General features: G+C 64.2%; 17 protein-coding genes. 6 read left to right on the top strand and 11 right to left on the bottom strand.

Features of this window, described 5'->3' with window-relative positions:
• Positions 1–493 precede the first annotated feature (493 nt).
• The 3 genes from NSO95_RS00405 to NSO95_RS00395 form a co-directional block, all read right to left on the bottom strand.
• Positions 494–1,666: a tyrosine-type recombinase/integrase gene (locus NSO95_RS00405; RefSeq protein WP_257594156.1), complete on the bottom strand. Its 1,173-nt coding sequence runs from the start codon at positions 1,664–1,666 to the stop codon at positions 494–496.
• A 234-nt stretch (positions 1,667–1,900) separates the two neighbouring features.
• Positions 1,901–2,182 (bottom strand): integration host factor subunit beta, encoded by a 282-nt coding sequence (locus tag NSO95_RS00400; protein ID WP_257594155.1) that lies wholly within the window; start codon positions 2,180–2,182, stop codon positions 1,901–1,903.
• A gap of 184 nt (positions 2,183–2,366) precedes the next feature.
• On the bottom strand, positions 2,367–2,708 hold the full coding sequence (locus tag NSO95_RS00395) for a GntR family transcriptional regulator (protein ID WP_257594154.1): 342 nt from the start codon (positions 2,706–2,708) through the stop codon (positions 2,367–2,369).
• 203 nt (positions 2,709–2,911) lie between these two features.
• On the opposite strand from NSO95_RS00395, the gene NSO95_RS00390 reads away from it, so the two are divergent.
• The 6 genes from NSO95_RS00390 (at position 2,912) to NSO95_RS00365 (ending at position 9,202) form a co-directional block, all read left to right on the top strand.
• Complete coding sequence (locus NSO95_RS00390) at positions 2,912–4,594, top strand: peptide MFS transporter (RefSeq protein WP_257594153.1); 1,683 nt, start codon at positions 2,912–2,914, stop codon at positions 4,592–4,594.
• A gap of 15 nt (positions 4,595–4,609) precedes the next feature.
• A complete protein-coding gene (locus NSO95_RS00385; RefSeq protein WP_257594152.1) occupies positions 4,610–5,986 on the top strand; it encodes an amidohydrolase in 1,377 nt (458 codons plus the stop codon).
• On the top strand, positions 5,983–7,278 hold the full coding sequence (locus tag NSO95_RS00380; RefSeq protein ID WP_257594151.1) for an amidohydrolase family protein: 1,296 nt from the start codon (positions 5,983–5,985) through the stop codon (positions 7,276–7,278). Before NSO95_RS00385 ends, NSO95_RS00380 begins: the two co-directional genes overlap by 4 nt.
• A 5-nt stretch (positions 7,279–7,283) precedes the next feature.
• Positions 7,284–7,769 (top strand): FKBP-type peptidyl-prolyl cis-trans isomerase, encoded by a 486-nt coding sequence (locus tag NSO95_RS00375; RefSeq protein WP_257594150.1) that lies wholly within the window; start codon positions 7,284–7,286, stop codon positions 7,767–7,769.
• A gap of 235 nt (positions 7,770–8,004) precedes the next feature.
• A complete protein-coding gene (locus NSO95_RS00370; protein WP_257594149.1) occupies positions 8,005–8,685 on the top strand; it encodes an NnrU family protein in 681 nt (226 codons plus the stop codon).
• A 232-nt stretch (positions 8,686–8,917) separates the two neighbouring features.
• Positions 8,918–9,202, top strand: a complete 285-nt coding sequence (locus tag NSO95_RS00365) for a hypothetical protein (RefSeq protein WP_257594148.1) — start codon at positions 8,918–8,920, stop codon at positions 9,200–9,202.
• Between the two features lie 70 nt (positions 9,203–9,272).
• Here the strand turns inward: NSO95_RS00365 and NSO95_RS00360 are convergent, their stop codons facing one another.
• The 8 genes from NSO95_RS00360 to NSO95_RS00325 all read right to left on the bottom strand — a co-directional run bounded on the left by NSO95_RS00360 (position 9,273) and on the right by NSO95_RS00325 (position 17,002).
• The gene (locus tag NSO95_RS00360) at positions 9,273–10,070 is read right to left on the bottom strand and encodes a crotonase/enoyl-CoA hydratase family protein (RefSeq protein ID WP_257594147.1); all 798 of its coding nucleotides are present in this window, start codon (positions 10,068–10,070) and stop codon (positions 9,273–9,275) included.
• Between the two features lie 10 nt (positions 10,071–10,080).
• Positions 10,081–10,944 carry a restriction endonuclease gene (locus tag NSO95_RS00355; protein ID WP_257594146.1) on the bottom strand — a complete coding sequence of 288 codons (864 nt, stop codon included), beginning with the start codon at positions 10,942–10,944 and terminating at the stop codon, positions 10,081–10,083.
• Positions 10,944–12,878, bottom strand: coding sequence for a 1-deoxy-D-xylulose-5-phosphate synthase (gene dxs / locus NSO95_RS00350; RefSeq protein WP_257594145.1), 1,935 nt, complete (start codon positions 12,876–12,878; stop codon positions 10,944–10,946). The genes NSO95_RS00355 and dxs overlap by 1 nt, the downstream gene beginning before the upstream one ends.
• A gap of 97 nt (positions 12,879–12,975) precedes the next feature.
• A complete protein-coding gene (locus NSO95_RS00345) occupies positions 12,976–13,821 on the bottom strand; it encodes a hypothetical protein (protein ID WP_257594144.1) in 846 nt (281 codons plus the stop codon).
• Positions 13,818–14,246, bottom strand: a complete 429-nt coding sequence (locus NSO95_RS00340; protein WP_257594143.1) for a hypothetical protein — start codon at positions 14,244–14,246, stop codon at positions 13,818–13,820. Before NSO95_RS00340 ends, NSO95_RS00345 begins: the two co-directional genes overlap by 4 nt.
• Positions 14,243–14,572, bottom strand: a complete 330-nt coding sequence (locus NSO95_RS00335) for a hypothetical protein (protein WP_257594142.1) — start codon at positions 14,570–14,572, stop codon at positions 14,243–14,245. The genes NSO95_RS00340 and NSO95_RS00335 overlap by 4 nt, the downstream gene beginning before the upstream one ends.
• 80 nt (positions 14,573–14,652) lie before the next feature.
• The gene (locus tag NSO95_RS00330) at positions 14,653–14,895 is read right to left on the bottom strand and encodes a hypothetical protein (protein WP_257594141.1); all 243 of its coding nucleotides are present in this window, start codon (positions 14,893–14,895) and stop codon (positions 14,653–14,655) included.
• Between the two features lie 70 nt (positions 14,896–14,965).
• Complete coding sequence (locus tag NSO95_RS00325; RefSeq protein WP_257594140.1) at positions 14,966–17,002, bottom strand: CHASE2 domain-containing protein; 2,037 nt, start codon at positions 17,000–17,002, stop codon at positions 14,966–14,968.
• Position 17,003: the final 1 nt, after the last annotated feature.

The following is a 17,003-nucleotide window of genomic DNA, read 5'->3' as shown; positions in this document are numbered from 1 at the left end:
CAGGCGAGGCCTTCGCTCACGGCCAGATTGCCGGTTCCGGCTCGAAACTGGCCTGACGCGCCGTAAGGCGCTTATCAAAAGGGATGAGAATGGTGCGGGCGGTGGGACTCGAACCCACACGGGCAAAGCCCAACGGATTTTCTTACCAGCTACGACTTTCGCCGCCGCGCAAACATGCGCGTTTGTGGTCTGGACTATCCCTTCGCCGTAACCGCGAACGCGGCTTTAGGCGCTGCCCGTCTAGTCTCTACACCTTCCCCGCAAGGGGCTTGGCTCGGGATTGCCATGTGAAAGGTTTCCCCGAATTTGGGCAGTTCTACATTCGGGGTTTCCCGCCGAAGCACTCAAATTTGCTCTAAGTCCGTAGCGTCTACCATTCCGCCACGCCCGCATATCCAATTGCCAGTCTAGGCTGAACCCTTCGACCTGCCAAGGATGGAAGGATGGTTCGCTACCATAATGTGGGCGGGATCCCATGAATTGCCCCGGATTCTCATTTTTTAGGCCTCCGGGTATTGATGGCTCCGGCGTCGATCATGTCCTTGATGTGCGACGCGTAATATTTTTCGATCATCTCAACGCTGGTGCGGCAGTTCTTGGCCACCTGATAGATGTCAGCCCCCTCTATGAGACGGAAGCTGATGTAGGTGTGACGAAGGCTGTATGTCGTGCGGGCGTTGCCTTCACGATCCTTCTTTAGACCGAGTTCGTCGAGGATGGTGTTGAACAGCTCCCGCTGAATGGTTGGGAAAAGCAGGTCGGTCGGCTTGTAGCCGTGACGTTTCACCATGCGCTGGAACGGCAGCACCGCGCCGGGCATGGTTTTGCAATAACCGACGCCGCGCTTGCCGCGCACGGTGATGTGCAGAATGCGTTGCTTATCCGGACCGTCAATAGCGACCTCCACGTCCCGCACTTCGACCCGGAGGGCTTCATCTGGGCGAAGGCCGCTGTTGACCATGAACAGCACATAGTCGTGCAGGTCTTCGCAGGCCGACCGCCACCGCTCCCTCTTGGGGTTCTTCGCTCGATCGCTGGTCGCCTTGTAGAGCTGCTTATACTCCTCGGGCGAGAACCATGCGCGGTGACTGACCTTCCCCGATGCTTTGTAGGGCGCGGATATGTTCGGAAGATATGGCAGCCAGCCGTGTCGTTCGGCTGTTTTCAGGACATGCCGAAGAGTGATGATTTCTTGGTGCAGGGTGTTGCGCGCTGGTCGCTGGGGTGTTTTGCCATCCCTTGCAACGCCAGTTTTCATCCGGTGGGCGCGATACTCCTGAACGAGGCCGGGGGTGATTTCTGCCACCATCTTGTCCCCGAAAAAGGGGATCAGATGGACTCTGAGTCGGATGCTTTGACTCTTGATGTAGTGAGCGTTTCGCTCACCCTCCATGATAGCGCCGTACTCGGCGACGAATTGGTCTGCGGCTTTGGTGAAGGGCGTTCCTTCCCTGAGTTCACCTTGTCGATATTTTCCGAGGAGGCTGAGATACCAGTCCCGCGCAACATCCTTGGCGCGGGCAAGACTCTCTTCCTTGGTCGTGGTTCGTTTCTGCCTGCCTGCAATTGTGCAGGAGCATTGCCAATGCGGGCTGCCAGCCCGGATGTAGAGCTGGACTTTGCCATCTAGGAGCTTGTGGCGAGCGGTGATGTCTGCGGTCGTCATCGTGGGCACCATTATGAGCGTTTTGTGCTAGCTGTGTGCTAGGCGCTCATCCTTCTATTGTGCCTCTATCCGACTGAAATTGCTAGATAATTCTTCTAAGTGGTTGTATATTATGCAATTTTAAGTCCCCTGCGTCTACCGTTCCGCCACACCCGCCTTGCCCGGCGCCTCGCAGCGCAAAGCTATGGCGCGGTCAAGCGAAAGAATGCAACAAACCCTGGCAGACGCGCGTGATCAGCCGCCGTTGAGCCGCTCGCGCATTTCCTTGCCCGGCTTGAAATAGGGCACCCGCTTCGCCGGGACATCGACGGTCGTTCCCGTGCGCGGATTGCGCCCCTGGCGCGCCTCGCGCTCGCGGGTGGAAAACGCACCGAAGCCGCGCAGTTCGACTCTGCCGCCCTCGGTCAGCCGCTGCGATATCTCTTCGAAAAAAATATCGACCACCTGCTCGATTTCCTCCGCCCGCAAATCGGGATTGTCCTTGGCCAGCGCCAACAAGAGTTCCGACCTGATCATCCGCTTCTCCCCGCGCCGCCGTGCCTACCGCCAATCAGGCGGGACATTCCGGCATCGTCGCGCCCGTCCAACGCACCATTGCTCCCCGAAGATGACAATGTGCCAGAAGCTTGCGCCGCGCGCAATCGTGCTGGGCGCGAAACTTGGTGAATGCCGCGCGCGATCATCAGCGCTGGCAAGCGGGTCAGGCCGATTGCAGCAATTCCGCCGGATCGATTCCGAGCCGCTCCATCCGCGAGCGGATTTCAGGCCAATCCTGCTGGACGAACTGCTGCCGTTCGGCGCGCCGCAATTTCTCCGCCGCGCCGCGCACCACGAACATGCCGACCCCGCGCTGCACCTCGACCAGCCCATCGATCTGGAACTGCTGGTAGGCCTTGGCGACGGTCAGCGGATTGGCGCCCTGTTCCGCCGCGAAGGCCCGGACCGAGGGAAGCATGTCGCCTTCGGCATATTCGCCCTCGATGATCGCGGCGGCGATATGATCGCGCAGCTTGAGATAAACTGGGCGGCTCTGCTGGGTCATCGGCTTTTCCTCATCGCAGGTGCATCAGTGCCATAATACAGCGGGGCGCGTCAAGTTCCGCAGCGCGAGCATGCTTCCGGCTCAACAACGCGAAAGGCAGTTTCGGCTGAAACAAATTCTTCACATCGGAGAATCAGCCGCTAGGGTGCGCGCCATGAGTGGGCCGGGAAACAATCGGCTAGAGCTATTCGGGGATTGCATGCATGTTTGAATTCGCAAGCTGGGGGTACGGCGAATGGGCCGCCACCGTTGCCGCGCTCGTCCTGGGCGTTTTTCTCATCGGCGGCGCATGGGCAGTCACCCGCCCGCAGGAAGAAGTGCTGGGCCACCCCAAGGGCCTGTACATGCTGTTCTTCGCCGAGATGTGGGAGCGCTTTTCCTATTACGGGATGCGCGCCCTGCTCACGCTCTATCTGGTCAAGCACTGGCTCTATTCGGATGGCAGTGCCAACCTGATCTACGGCGCTTACACTTCGCTGGTCTACATCACTCCGGTGCTCGGCGGGTGGCTCGCCGATCGCTATCTGGGGCAACGCAAGGCGGTTCTGTTCGGCGCTGTGCTGCTCACGCTGGGCCACTTCTTCATGGCTTTCGAAGGCGATGGATCGGGTCATACCAACGACCCGACGCTCAACGTGTTCTGGCTCGCTCTGGCGCTGATCATCGTCGGGTCGGGCTTCCTCAAGGCGAACATCTCGGTCATTGTCGGGCAGCTTTACCCGCGCACCGACATCCGCCGCGACAGCGCCTACACCATCTTCTACATGGGGATTAACCTCGGCGCGGCCTGCGGCGTGCTGATCGCCGCTTTCCTCGGCGAAACCGTCAGCTGGTCGCTCGGCTTCGGCCTTGCAGGTTTCGGGATGCTGGTCGGGCTGATCGTCTTTGTCATCGGCAAGCCGCTGCTGCGCGGAAACGGCGAGCCGCCGGCTCCCGCAAAGCTCAAGGAGAAGGTTGCCGGGATCAACCTCGAATACCTGCTCTACGGCGTCGGTTTCCTCGGTGTGGCGGTGATCTGGGCACTGATCCAGTATCAGGAAACGGTTGGCTGGATCCTGCTGGTGTCGGGCATAGCGCTGCTGGGTTACGTGCTGTTCGAAGCCTTCAAGCTGGACAATGAAGCGCGCGACCGCGTGTTCGCGATGATCTTCCTGATCCTGCTGATGCCGCTTTTCTGGGGCCTGTTCGAGCAGGCCGGCGGTTCGCTCAACCTGTTCACCGACCGCCATGTCGATAAGGGCGGCATCCCGACGACCTTCTTCCAGTCGATCAACCCGATCTATATCATCCTGCTCGGTCCGCTGTTTGCCGGGCTGTGGCAGTGGCTGGCGAATAAGGGTATCGAACCCTCCACTCCGGCCAAGATGGGGCTGGGTATCGTGCAGATGGGTCTGGCCTTCGTGGTGATGGTCTGGGGTGCGGAGAATTTCAGCACCGGTGAAGCAGGCGCGCTGATGATGCCGGTGCTGTTCCTGTTCCTCTTCTACCTGCTGTCGACCACCGGCGAGCTGTGCCTCAGCCCGGTCGGGCTTTCGGCGATGAACCGCCTGTCGGTGCGGCATATGGCCAGCCTGATGATGGCAGCCTTCTTCTTCGGTACCGCAGGCGGCAACTACGTCGCCGGCTTCATGGGCTCGCTGATGGGCGAAGGCGAAGGCGGCAACATGACGCGTGAACTCGCGCTCAACGCTTATTGGAACATGGGGCTGGTCGCGGTCGGTGTTGGCCTTGTCGTCATGGTCGTCAGCCCGCTGGTCAAGAAGCTGATGCATCTCGACAGCTTGCGCGATGACGACGATGCCTCGGAGGCCAGCCGTGTGTTCGGCGATGCTGAAGTCGGCGAGCCGCAGGCAGGCGGGATCCATCCAGCAAGCAAAAACGACTGACAGGGATAACCAGCGATGCGTTTTCGTACCTTTGCCATAGCGGGGGGTGCGATCGCGCTCGCTGCCTGTTCGACCACCGGGACCGGGGGCGAGGCGAAATCCGCCAGCGCCAACAAACCTGTGGCCGAAGCCCCCTTCCCCTCGACCTATGAGCCCTATCCCGGGGTCGAGACCCTGATCATTCCGGTCACCGTGTTCGACGGGGCCGGCGGCCGGATCGATAATGGCTGGGTCCATTTTCGCGACGGCAAGGTGGTCGAGGTTGGCGGGCCGACCAGCCTGCCGCCCGAGGTTGCCAATACGGTTGACGGGACAGGCAAATACGTCACCCCCGGGGTGATCGATATCCATAGCCATCTGGGCGACTACCCGACCCCATCGGTCGATGCCCATTCGGACGGCAACGAGGCGACCGGGCCGACCACGCCCGAAGTCTGGGCCGAACATTCGGTCTGGCCGCAGGACCCGGGCTTCAGCCGCGCGCTGGCCAACGGCGGGGTCACCTCGTTGCAGATCCTGCCCGGCTCGGCCAACCTCACCGGCGGGCGCTCGGTCACGCTCAAGAATGTCTACAGCCGCACGGTGCAGGGGATGAAGTTTCCCGGTGCGCCCTACGGCATGAAGATGGCCTGCGGCGAGAACCCCAAGCGGGTCTATGGCGGGCGTGGACGGATGCCCTCCACCCGGATGGGCAATTTCGCGGTCAACCGGCAGATGTGGCTCGACGCCAAGGCCTATGCCGATGGCGACCGCAAGAAGCGCGACCTCGCCAATGAAACCCTCGCCGGGGTGCTCGACGGCGAAATCCTGGTCCACAACCACTGCTACCGCGCCGACGAAATGGCGCTGGTGATGGATATGGCCAAGGAGATGGGTTACAAGGTCAGCACCTTCCATCACGCGGTCGAAAGCTACAAGATCGGCGACCTGCTGAAGGAAAACGACGTCTGCTCCGCTGTCTGGGCGGACTGGTACGGTTTCAAGATGGAAAGCTACGACGGCATTCCCGAAAACGCCGCGCTGCTGTGGAAGGCCGGTGCCTGCGTCGTGATCCATTCCGATGACGAAAACGGTATCCAGCGGCTGAACCAGGAAGCCGCCAAGGCGCAGGCTGCGGGGAAACGTCTGGGGCTCGACATTCCCGATGCCGAAGTGATCGGCTGGTTCACCCTGAACGCCGCCAAGGCAATGGGCATCGAAGCGATGACCGGCAGCCTCGAAAGCGGCAAGATGGCCGATATCGTGCTGTGGAACGGCAATCCGCTGAGCGTCTATTCGCGGCCCGACAAGGTGTGGGTCGACGGTGCGCTGCTGTATGATGCGGACGATCCCAAGCGGCGGCCGGTGAGCGACTTCGAACTCGGCCAGCCGGGCGAAGGAGACGTTAAATGATCCGCTCCGCACTATTCTCTGTCACCGCAGCGCTGGCCCTTGCCGCACCCGCAGCAGCGCAGGATTTCGCGATCACCAACGCCACAGTCGCCACCGGTGACGGCAGCGCCCCGGTGGAGAACGCGACCGTCGTGGTGCAGGGCGGCAAGGTCGTTGCGGCCGGAACCGGCGTTGCTGTCCCGGCCGGAGTGCAGACGATCGACGGGCGCGGCACCTGGGTGACTCCGGGCATCTTTGCCGCGGCGACCACGCTCGGCCTGTGGGATGTCGAGGCGGTCGACGAATCGAACGACAGTTCGGCGCGCGGGTCGGACTTCGGCGCGGCGCTCGACGTTGCGCCCGCGCTCAACCCTTCCTCGCAGCACGTCAGCGTGGCGCGGACCGGCGGGGCGACCCGCGCGAGCGTCTATTCGCAGCCGACCAGCTCGATCTTCGGCGGGCAAGGCGCGGTGGTCGATCTGGGCGCTGATCCGGACATGGTCACCAGGCCGCGTGCGTTCCAGATGATTGCGCTGGGCGAGACCGGCGCGCGCATCGCGGGCGGCAGCCGCACCGCGAGTTTCGTCGAACTTGCCGCCGCCATGCGCGAAGCGCGCGAGGTGGCGAACGGCCAGCGCGACCCCGACGATTCGCAGCTCACCCGGCAGGACGCCGAGGCGCTTGTGGCGGTGCTTAACGGCGAGCAGGCGCTGTATGTGGTGGTCGACCGGGCGGCGGATATCCGCCAGGTGCTCGGCCTGCGTTCGGCCTATCCGAAACTCCGGCTGGTGCTGGTCGGCGCGGCGGAAGGCTGGCTGGCGGCCGATGCCATTGCTGCTGCGGGCGTTCCGGTCATCACCGACCCGCTCGACGATCTGCCGGTCAGCTTCGAACAGCTCGCTGCGACCCAGAGCAATGTCGGCCGGATGGTCGATGCCGGGGTCAAGGTCGCGCTCGGCACGCTCGACGGCGGGACCGGCAACCAGCCGCGAAACGCTGCGCAGTTCGCGGGCAACCTCGTCGCGCTGCAGAAGGTCCCGCGTGCGAGCGGGCTTACCTGGGGCGAGGCATTCGCCGCGATCAGCTCGGTCCCGGCCGAGATCGCCGGCTTCGGCGGCAGGCTTGGCGTGCTGAAGCCCGGCGCGATGGCCGATGTGGTGATGTGGGACGGCGATCCGCTCGAACTGTCGTCCGCCCCGGTACGGGTGTTCATCGACGGGGTCGAGCAGCCGCTGTCGAGCCACCAGACTCGCCTGCGCGACCGTTACCGCGATCTCGACGAGAGCGATCTGCCCAAGGCCTACGACTGGTGAGCGGGATGAAGGGCTCCTTCCTCGCGCTCGGCGGCGCGGCGGTGGCGGTGATCGGTTTCGCCGCCTTCGCGCAGGACGCGCCGCCCGATTATTCGCAGGACATGAAGTGGCAGAGCGCACAGCAGAATGCGCTGGCAGAACGCGCAGCGAGCAAGGAGTGGTCCGGGCTCGAAGGCGGCGTGTTGTGGCGGCGGACCGATGGCGACGGCAGCGGACGGCATCCGAAGGTCACCGATACCGTGACCGTCCACTATGCCGGAACCTTCGTCGACGGCACGACCTTCGACAGCTCGTGGGATCGCGGCGAGCCGGCCACATTCCCGCTCGGGCGGCTGATCAAGGCGTGGCAGCTGGCAATTCCGCAGGCGGGCGTCGGCGATACGATCGAAATCGCGGTTCCAGCCGAGCTCGGCTACGGTCCGACAGGCAAAGGTCCGATTCCCGGCGGTGCGACGCTGCTGTTCAAGATCCAGCTGATCGGCATCGAATAGACGCGGGACCAGCGCACCGAAGGCGACACTTGGGCGACAAAGGCGACACCGTGTCAAGCGCTTGATCCGGGCAAAAACCTCGAAAAGTCAGAGGTTTATAAAGAGCATTGTCAGCGTATGCTGCTGGGGGAGCCCCCCCCCGCGGGGCGACGGGTGCCGTCAGCGGTTGCCAGTTCACGATTGTGGTATCAACTCCGCGGCGTGTAGGAAAGCGGGCTTCGAAGGGGAGGGATTTATGGACCAGACACTGACATCACTGATCGCCGCGAGTGTCGCCTTCGTCGGCAGCCACTTCGCCATGTCTCATCCGCTGCGCGCCGCCTTGGTTCGCATGCTCGGGGAGGGCGGTTTCGCGGGTGTCTATTCGCTGGTCAGCGCAGGGTGCATGGCGTGGATGTATTTCGCCTTCACCGCAGTGTCACCAGGCGCGCCGCTGTGGGGCGAGTTCGGCGATTCGGTGTGGATCGTCGCCACGGTGCTGACGCTTGTTGCGATGATCCTGTTCGCCGGATCGCTGATCGGCAACCCGGCCCTGCCCGCGCCGGGGGCGGAAAAGGCCGCGCGGGCCGAGCCTGCGGGCGTGTTCAAGGTTACCCGCCACCCGATGATGTGGGGCTTCGCGCTTTGGGCGCTGAGCCATATCGTCGCCGCACCGACCCCGCGTACGCTGGTAGTGGCGCTGGCCGTGCTGTTCCTCGCGCTGGTCGGCGCGCATATGCAAGACCGCAAGAAGGCGGTGCTGATGGGCGAGGCGTGGGCCGAATGGTCCGCCAAGACGCGCTACTGGCCGCGCTGGGGCAGGCTGGCGACAGTCGGGCTGTTCCCATTGCTCGGTGGCACCGCGCTATGGCTCGGCGCAAGCTGGTCGCACATAACGCTCGGCGGATGGGAGGCGGGCATCTGGCGCTGGGTGTAGAATTTCGTCATTGACCACCCGATGTGGCATGATTGCGGAAGCAGAACTCGGGCGCTAGCTTGATGCGCGAACGAATCATGCGAATGGGGGTATGAGCATGTTTAGACCAAGTATTGGGGTGGCTCTTTCATTGGGATTTTTCTTGGTCGCGTGCGATCAGGGGACCCAAACTTATCCGCCGGCGGAAGCTCCCGCTGACACGATGGTTGCGGAGCCCGCAGCAGCAGACCCTATGGCTCCGGCCGCACCGCCTGCCGAACCCCCTATCGCGGATCTGACAACCTATAGCTGTGCCGATCTCATTCCCGACGTTCTGGCGATTGCCAAAGAAAACTCCTACAATCTGGTCAAGATCTACAATCCGGTCGAAGATATGAAGAGCCGGGGCGAAATACGGTGCACCGGCAGCGCACTTCTATCGACCGGCGGGGCCGAGGTGCCGCTGTATTTCCGGGCGTATCTCGATCGCGATCTCGATGTGATTGTCGAATACAACAGTTTCCCGTTCGCGCCCTAGCGCGACATTGCTTGCCTTGCGGCAGGCAACTGGGAAACGAGGTCAGTCGCACCCTGACCGAATAGGGCATTCACTCGCCGGTGAATTTCGGCGCGCGCTTTTCCAGCAGCGCGTCGATGCCTTCCATATGGTCGGCGGTGACGTGCATCAGCGCTTGCGCATTGGCGGCCATCTCGAGCGCGGTGTCATAGCTGGTGTGCCGCCCCTGCCGCATCAGGTTCTTCGCCTGACGCAGTGCATGCGGCGGCATGGCGGCGACCTTGGCGGCCAGCGCCTGCGCTTGGTCGATCAGCGCGTCATGCGCGACCACCCGGCTGACCAGGCCCCAGTCGAGCGCGGTGGCGGCATCGATCACATCGCCGGTGTAGAACAGCTCCGCCGCGCGCGCCTCGCCGATGATGCGCGGGAGGATCCACGTCCCGCCGTCGCCCGGAATGATGCCGAGCTTGAGGAAGGTAACCCCGAACTTCGCCTTGTCGCTCGCGATGCGGATATCGCCGAGGCAGGCGAGATCGCAGCCGAGCCCGATCGCCGGCCCGTTGACCGCCGCGATCAACGGTACGCGCAAGCCATAGAGCGCGCGCAGCAGTTTGTGGATGTTGTTGCGGTAGCCGTCGGAGATCGCCGGAGGCGTGCCGCCGAAACTGCCCGACCGCTCCTTCATCGCCTTGATATCCCCGCCCGCGCTGAACGCGCGCCCCGCCCCGGTCAGGATGACGCAGCGCACCGCCATATCGGCGTTGATCGCGTCGCAGGCAGCCGCGAAGGCATCGCCATCGCCCGATGCACCAAGCGGGTTCATCGTCTCGGCCCGGTTGAGGGTGAGGGTGGTGACGTGGTTGGCGGTTTCGGTAATGAGGAGGGTCATTTTGTTGCACTCAAATCTGACTGAACCAGTCTGGGATGATGGTCACCTCCTCAACCATTTTGGTTTGCACTCCGAGACTTAGCTCTTTGAGCTTCTCGCAAAGGTCATCGCCATCGATCAAGTCGATCGGTGGCGCGCCATCACGTGTCGCCTCTTTCCGCGCATCGGGCGAGAATGTTCCCGTGGTGATGATAAGACCTTTGTCCGTCCGCCCCATCATCGCACCGCGAAAATCGCGAACCGCCCCAGAGCCGACCGAGCCTTGGTAGCGCTTGCACTGAAAAAGCACATGGAACGACATCAAGCTTAACTGGAGAATTCCGGTCCCGTCGATGCCGCCATCCCCGCTTCGCCCGGTTACTTCGACTTTGACAAAACCCGATTCCCGCAGGAGCCGTTGACAAACGCGCTCGAAGGCCGACGGGTCCATCGCGCGCAAAACAGCCAACAAGTTGTCCTGCCAGCTCAGCGCTCCTTGCTCGAGATCGCCCGAAATTTCGTCGATCTTTGTGGGGCGCTCTTTTCGCCTCAGTTCATTTTGTGCTTTCGCGGCTATAGCAACTCTTACGCGCAGCTCGTCCTCTGACAAAGCTAACGCACGACGCCCTTCCTCTGTTATCAGCCAAACACCTCGGCCGCCGGAAGCTAGGAGGTCAGCAATTTTAAGGTGCGAGCGAGCCCAGGAAAGCCGATCCGGGACCACGGGACCCGCGCCGCTTTCGTACTCAACTTCGAGCGCAGCGTCAGGCAATCCCATAGCCTTTACAACTGCGTCGTTGATTTCGTGAATTGAGCCAGAACCACCAGACTCTGCCAGGATCGTCAGAATTGGCCGCATAAAATCCGTATAACGCGGCAAATCTCCGATATTCATCAAGCCCGCGCCTCTTCCACCCCGGCGCTGTTGTGCCGCAGCGCCTTCAGCACCGTGTCGACGATCTGCGGTGCATTGAGCCCCGCCTCGTCGTACTGCTTCGCCGGGTCATCCTGGTCCTGGAAGATATCGGGCAGGCGCATGGTGCGGACCTTCAGGCCCGCATCGGTCAGGCCTGCGTCGCTGGCGAAGGTCAGGACATGCGCGCCAAGGCCCCCGATGGCGGCTTCCTCGACCGTCACCACCACCTCGTGCGTGCGCATCAGCCGTTCGATCATGTCGGTGTCGAGCGGCTTGGCGAAGCGCAGGTCGGCAACCGTAGTCGAAAGCCCCTTGGCCTCGAGCTGGTCGGCGGCTTTCTTCGCTTCCTCCAGCCGGGTGCCGAGCGAGAGGATGGCAACCTTGCTGCCCCCACCTTCTTTGGCACGCACGATCCGGCCCTTGCCGATCTCCAGCTTCTGCGGCACCTCGGGCAGCGCCACGCCGGTGCCGTTGCCGCGCGGATAGCGGAAGGCGATCGGGCCGTCGTCGTATTCGGCGGCGGTGTAGGTCATGTGGACCAGCTCGGCCTCGTCCGCCGCAGCCATCACCACCATGTTGGGCAGCGTCGCGAGATAGGTGATGTCGAACGATCCGGCGTGGGTGCAGCCGTCCGCCCCGACCAGCCCGGCGCGGTCGATCGCGAAGCGCACCGGCAGGTTCTGGATCGCGACGTCATGCACCACCTGGTCGTAGGCGCGCTGGAGGAAGGTCGAATAGATGGCGGCAAACGGCCGCATCCCCTGTGCCGCGAGGCCGGCGGCGAAGGTGACGCCATGCTGTTCGGCAATGCCGACGTCGAACGCGCGGTCGGGGTGCGCCTTGGCGAAGCGGTCGATGCCCGTCCCGCTCGGCATGGCGGCGGTTATCGCACAGATGCGTGTGTCGGTCTCCGCCAGTTTCGCCAGCGTATCGCCGAACACGTTCTGGTAGGCGGGCGGGCCGCCGCTCGACTTCTTCTGCTCGCCGGTGATGACGTCGAACTTGGCGACGCCGTGGTATTTGTCGGCGCTGTTTTCGGCCGGGGCGTAGCCCTTGCCCTTCTGCGTCACGACATGGACCAGCACCGGGCCCTGCTCGCTGTCGCGCACATTCTCCAGCACCGGGATCAAATGGTCGAGATTGTGCCCGTCGATCGGGCCGACGTAGTAGAAGCCAAGCTCCTCGAACAAAGTGCCCCCGGTGACCATGCCGCGGGTGTACTCCTCCGCCTTGTCGAGCGCGCGGTGGACCCGGCGCGAGAACTTCGACACCGCTTTCGACGCCAGGCTGCGCAGGCCGAGATATTCGCTCGACGACACCATCCGCGCGAGATAGGCCGACAGCCCCCCGACCGGCGGGGCGATAGACATGTCGTTGTCGTTGAGGATCACCACCAGCCGGTTGCCCGCCTGCTCGGCGTTGTTCATCGCTTCATAGGCCATCCCGGCGCTCATCGAACCGTCGCCGATCACCGCGATGCCGCGGCCCGGCTGGCCGAGCATCTTGTTCGCCATCGCGAAGCCCAATGCGGCAGAGATCGAGGTGGAGGAATGCGCCGCGCCGAACGGATCGTATTCGCTTTCGGCCCGCTTGGTGAAGCCACTCAGCCCGCCGCCCTGGCGCAGGGTGCGGATGCGGTCGCGCCGACCGGTGATGATCTTGTGCGGATAGCACTGGTGGCCGACATCCCACACCAGCTTGTCGTTCGGCGTATCGAACACATAGTGGATTGCAGTGGTCAGCTCGACCACGCCGAGGCCCGAACCGAGGTGCCCGCCCGAGTGGCTGACCGCATCGATCATTTCGGCGCGCAATTCGTCGGCGAACTGGCGCAATTGCGACTTGTCGAGCTGGCGCAGATCGGCGGGATAGGTGACCGTATCGAGCAACGGCGTGTTGGGCGTTTGGGACATGCGCCCGGTCTAGCCGCGCCCGCCACCCTTGTCGATTCCGTCCGTCGTCAGATTCCGCGGCGCACAATGCCGGCCCGCCAACATCCTGCGTACCGCGTTACGGCCCGTTGCCCGCACCGATCGCGTCATCGCCGGGACTGGGTTCGGCAATGGCCCGGTTGCACCCGCCGTCGCCATAGGTAACGAGGCCGCCGCCCTCCTTCTGGAAGGTGAGATAGCCGGCATTCGGCGGCAGACAAATGCGGCCGCTCGTCCGGACCCTGCTGCCGGCAGGATAGAAGGCCAGCCCGGTCCTGGAACCGCGAATGACCAGCATGTAATTGATGCGGGGGGCCGAACCGCGTGTGGCGGCCGCCACGCGGTTCACATAAATCGTCGATCCCACCGAATCGTCCGGTGGGGGCGGAATCGCTGGATTGCATCCGGGACCGGAGAACAGCACATAGCGGACACCAAAATCGAGCAGGACGCGACTGCCTTCCTCGAGACAGAGCTTCACCCCGGAGGGCAGGCCCGAACCGGGCGGAAAGCGCGCCGCGTCGGGTCCCGAGGCGGCGAGGACGGACCAGCCTCGTCCCTCGACCGGATCGGCATCGGGATCGGGCACCGCTACCGGCACGGCCAAACTGTCGGGGGTTGCGGCCACCACGGCATCCTCGACCGGGCCGCCCGCGCATTCCCCGCCCCACACGATGGTCTGCTTGCCCGAGGGCCGGACGAGAACCAGCAGCCCGCCATTTTCGGGCAGGCAGACCCACGCGGTTTCGGGCAGCGTAGTGCCCAGCGGATAGAGCCGCGCCGCCTCGCCCTGGCTCAGCGTGACCCGCATTTCGGGGCCGGGCGGATCGAGGCTCGCGAGGTCGACCTCGCCTTCCTGCGCATACGCTGCGACAGGCGGAAGGGCGAGAGCCAGCAGGGCGGATATCGCGCGGCGCGTGTTCAAGGGCCGCTGCCCGCTCCGGCGCGCCCGGTTGCATCGGGCGGCTCCTTGACCACCTTGTTGCATCCCCCGCCGCCATAGGTGACGGTGCCGCCGCTGGATCTCTGGAACGTCAGGTAGCCCGATTTCTTGGGCAGGCAGACCTGTTGGTTGAGCGGTACCTTGCTCCCGATGGCATATTCACTTTTCTTGAGCGCATCGCCCGAGCCGCGCGTCACCACCATGTAGGCATTCTGTGCCTTGGGTTTGGTATTCCTGATTTTGAACCTGTTGTTGGTTCGGTCCTTGGATCTTTGATTGGGCCCAACGCTGGACTTGGTCTTGGAGATGACCTGCGTTGCCGCGCCCTCTCCTTGCTGTGCTCCAGCCGGCACAGACACAGCCGCCAAGAGGGCGAGTAGCGCCATCCCGGTCAGGGGCGGCTTCACGGCCCGTTGCCCGCCCCGGCGCGGCCTTCCGATTGCGGCGGCTCGGCGATCACCTTGTTGCACCCGCCGCCGCCAAAAGTCACCGTCCCGCCATCGGTCCGCTGGAAGGTGACGTAGCGCGCATTGGCGGGCAGGCAGACCTGGCCGCTGACCGGCACCTTGCGACCGAGCGGGTACCACGCCAGTGCATTGGGCGACCCGCGCACTACCACCATTTGCGGCACGGCGGCTCTTGGTGCAGGGGGTGGCGTAGCCATCGATCCCGGCGTCGGAGCGGGCATCGGGGCCGAGGCGGTGACGGGCTCGGGCGGCAGTTCCGCAGGCATGCGTTTGCTGCAGGCGGACAAGGCCAGCACAGCGAGCAGGACAGTACACGATTGGCGCATGGAAGTCGGTTTCGTTCCGGTCATCTGGTCACCCCCGCTGCACCGCCAATCTTGCGCCGTTGGACTTCTGCATCCGAGATGACCTTGTTGCAACCGGGCGCGCCATAATTGACCGTGCCGCCGTCGGACTTCTGGAGAGTCAGATAGAGTGCCCCGGCCGGCAGACATATGCTGGCATTCTGCCGCACGATCCGCCCGACAGGATAAAAGCGAAGCGCGTAGGCGTCGCCGCGAATGACAACCAGCGTTGCAGCGGCGGGCATGGTCTGAGAAGCGGCCGGACTTGCTGCAGCAGAGGCGCATGCAAGCGCTGCGAAGATCGGCAACCAGCCGCTATTTCGAGCCAAGGACATAGGCGCCTCCCCCCGCCACTGTTTCCCACCGTTCGAGCAGCGATGCAACTGCCGGCGTATCGGCGGCCTTCTGGCGGATTTGTGCCAGTGCCGCCTGATCCCCATCGAGCGCCGACTGGACCTGCGCCGCCAGCGCCCGCTCGCCCTCCGGCACAGGCTGGTACACCGCGATTGGCGTATCGACCCCAGACAGCACGATCTGGCCCAACGGGAGATAGGCGAACTGCGGTGCGGCGTCGCGCACCGCCCCGCTCAGCAGGATGTCGCTCGCGAGATACTTGTTCGCCCCCTCCAGCCGCGCGGCGGTGTTCATCGCGTCGCCCAGCGCGGTGTACTGGATGCGCTGGCGGCCGCCGAAATTGCCCACGATCACCGATCCGCAATGCAGCCCGATCCGGGTCCGGCCGAGCTCGCCCCCCTGCGCCGCGAGTTCGCCCCGGAAGGTCTCGGCGCATTCGTGCAGCGCCAGCGCGCAAGCAACGGCGTTGTGCGCGTCTTCGAGCCTGGCGATCGGCGCGCCCCAAAAGGCGACGATCGCATCTCCGACATATTTGTCGATCGTCCCCTCGTGCCGCAGGATCACTTCGCTCATCGCGTCGAGATAGCGGTTGAGGATTGCGGCAGTGTCGCGCGGGGGCTGCGAGTGACTGATCCGGGTGAACCCTTCGAGATCGGTGAACAGCATGAACAGCGCGCGCTCCTCGCCTTCGAGCGTCAACTTCTCCGGATTGTCGAGGATTTCTTGCGCCACGGTCGCAGGCAGGTATCGGCCGAGCGCACCGCGCGCGAAGGCGCGCTCGCGCGAGGTGCGCGCGCCGGCGAGCGCGCTGAACCCGACCAGCGCAATCGCCAGGGAGAGCGCCCAGCCAAACATCGGCAGGCTGAGCAGGTCGATACCGATCGCGCGGAACAGCAGCGGGAGGGCAGCCCACACCGCGAGCAACAGTCCCACGGCTGCAGCTATCAGTGCGCGGCTGCGATCGAGGCTGCCGACCAGTGCTCCCGAGCCGGCAAACACCAATGCCACCAGCGCCGCCGCCCATAATGGAAGCGGTATGGGAAAATTCCGGTCGAGCGCCTGGCGCAGCATATGCGCGTGCACCGCGACGCCGGGGATTTCCTGCTCGCCCGCGATCCGGGTGATCGGGGTCGCGAAGCGGTCCGCATTGAAGATGCCGAGCCCGATCAGCACGCGCTTGTCGGCCAGCAACGGGCCGAGCGCGTCGGCGGAGGCGGGGTCGCGGAAGCCGATCAGCGAAAAGTCGGTGAACATTCCCGCCGCCTCTCCCCGCGGCTGCGGCTGCGCTTCGGGCGGTGCGCCCTCGATCGGCGGATCGCCCGCGAAGCGGCTGAAGGCGATCGAGCCGGAATAGCCGAAATCCTCCAGCGTCATGCCGGCCATGGCGGCGGAAAGCGGGATCTGCGCCGCCGTGCCCGGCGTGTTGCCTGCGCGGGTCGGCCAGTCGCGCGAAATGTCGTCGTCGTCATTGCCGATCATCGGAGAGGAGCGGACGATCCTGCCCGACGAGGCCTTGCGCCAGAACTCCGCCTGGTAGGGGATCGATTGCGATGCGGTCGCCGCGCTCCAGAAGCTGCCTCCGTCGCGATCGGGGTCGGCATAGAGCATGACGACCGGCACGGTTGCATCCGCGAGTGCGCCGGTGATCGCATCCTCGTCCTCGGTCGGTTGGACGAAGAAGAAGTCGATCCCGATCGATTTCGCCCCGGCCTCGTCCGCCGCACGCACGGCATTGGCGATGATTGTGCGGTCGACCGGGCTGGTCTTCCCTGTGTCACGCGCGGTCGGATCGTCGTAAAGCAGCAGCACGATTTCCGGATCGCGCGCCACTTTGGGAGCGAGGAGGTAGGTGTAGGAGTCGTAAGCAAGGCGCTCGATCGCCTGCGCCAGCGGCAGGTGGCGGGTGAGGAAGGGCGGGATCAGCGCGGCAAGCAGCAGAAGTACCGCGATCACCGCTTCGCGCCGACGGCCATTCCCGCTCCCCCCCTTGCCGGACACT

It is taken from the genome of Parerythrobacter lacustris (assembly GCF_024626475.1).
Taxonomy (GTDB): domain Bacteria; phylum Pseudomonadota; class Alphaproteobacteria; order Sphingomonadales; family Sphingomonadaceae; genus Parerythrobacter_A; species Parerythrobacter_A lacustris.
The sequence above is the reverse complement of the archived record's forward strand: the minus strand, read 5'-3'. Positions and strand labels throughout refer to the sequence as shown.

Bases quoted from the DNA above. Each gene is read 5' to 3' on its own strand.
- NSO95_RS00405 (WP_257594156.1), bottom strand. From the start codon at position 1,666: ATGACGACCGCAGACATCACCGCTCGCCACAAGCTCCTAGATGGCAAA.
- NSO95_RS00400 (WP_257594155.1), bottom strand. From the start codon at position 2,182: ATGATCAGGTCGGAACTCTTGTTGGCGCTGGCCAAGGACAATCCCGAT.
- NSO95_RS00395 (WP_257594154.1), bottom strand. From the start codon at position 2,708: ATGACCCAGCAGAGCCGCCCAGTTTATCTCAAGCTGCGCGATCATATC.
- NSO95_RS00390 (WP_257594153.1), top strand. From the start codon at position 2,912: ATGTTTGAATTCGCAAGCTGGGGGTACGGCGAATGGGCCGCCACCGTT.
- NSO95_RS00385 (WP_257594152.1), top strand. From the start codon at position 4,610: ATGCGTTTTCGTACCTTTGCCATAGCGGGGGGTGCGATCGCGCTCGCT.
- NSO95_RS00380 (WP_257594151.1), top strand. From the start codon at position 5,983: ATGATCCGCTCCGCACTATTCTCTGTCACCGCAGCGCTGGCCCTTGCC.
- NSO95_RS00375 (WP_257594150.1), top strand. From the start codon at position 7,284: ATGAAGGGCTCCTTCCTCGCGCTCGGCGGCGCGGCGGTGGCGGTGATC.
- NSO95_RS00370 (WP_257594149.1), top strand. From the start codon at position 8,005: ATGGACCAGACACTGACATCACTGATCGCCGCGAGTGTCGCCTTCGTC.
- NSO95_RS00365 (WP_257594148.1), top strand. From the start codon at position 8,918: ATGGCTCCGGCCGCACCGCCTGCCGAACCCCCTATCGCGGATCTGACA.
- NSO95_RS00360 (WP_257594147.1), bottom strand. From the start codon at position 10,070: ATGACCCTCCTCATTACCGAAACCGCCAACCACGTCACCACCCTCACC.
- NSO95_RS00355 (WP_257594146.1), bottom strand. From the start codon at position 10,944: ATGAATATCGGAGATTTGCCGCGTTATACGGATTTTATGCGGCCAATT.
- dxs (WP_257594145.1), bottom strand. From the start codon at position 12,878: ATGTCCCAAACGCCCAACACGCCGTTGCTCGATACGGTCACCTATCCC.
- NSO95_RS00335 (WP_257594142.1), bottom strand. From the start codon at position 14,572: ATGCCTGCGGAACTGCCGCCCGAGCCCGTCACCGCCTCGGCCCCGATG.
- NSO95_RS00330 (WP_257594141.1), bottom strand. From the start codon at position 14,895: ATGCCCGCCGCTGCAACGCTGGTTGTCATTCGCGGCGACGCCTACGCG.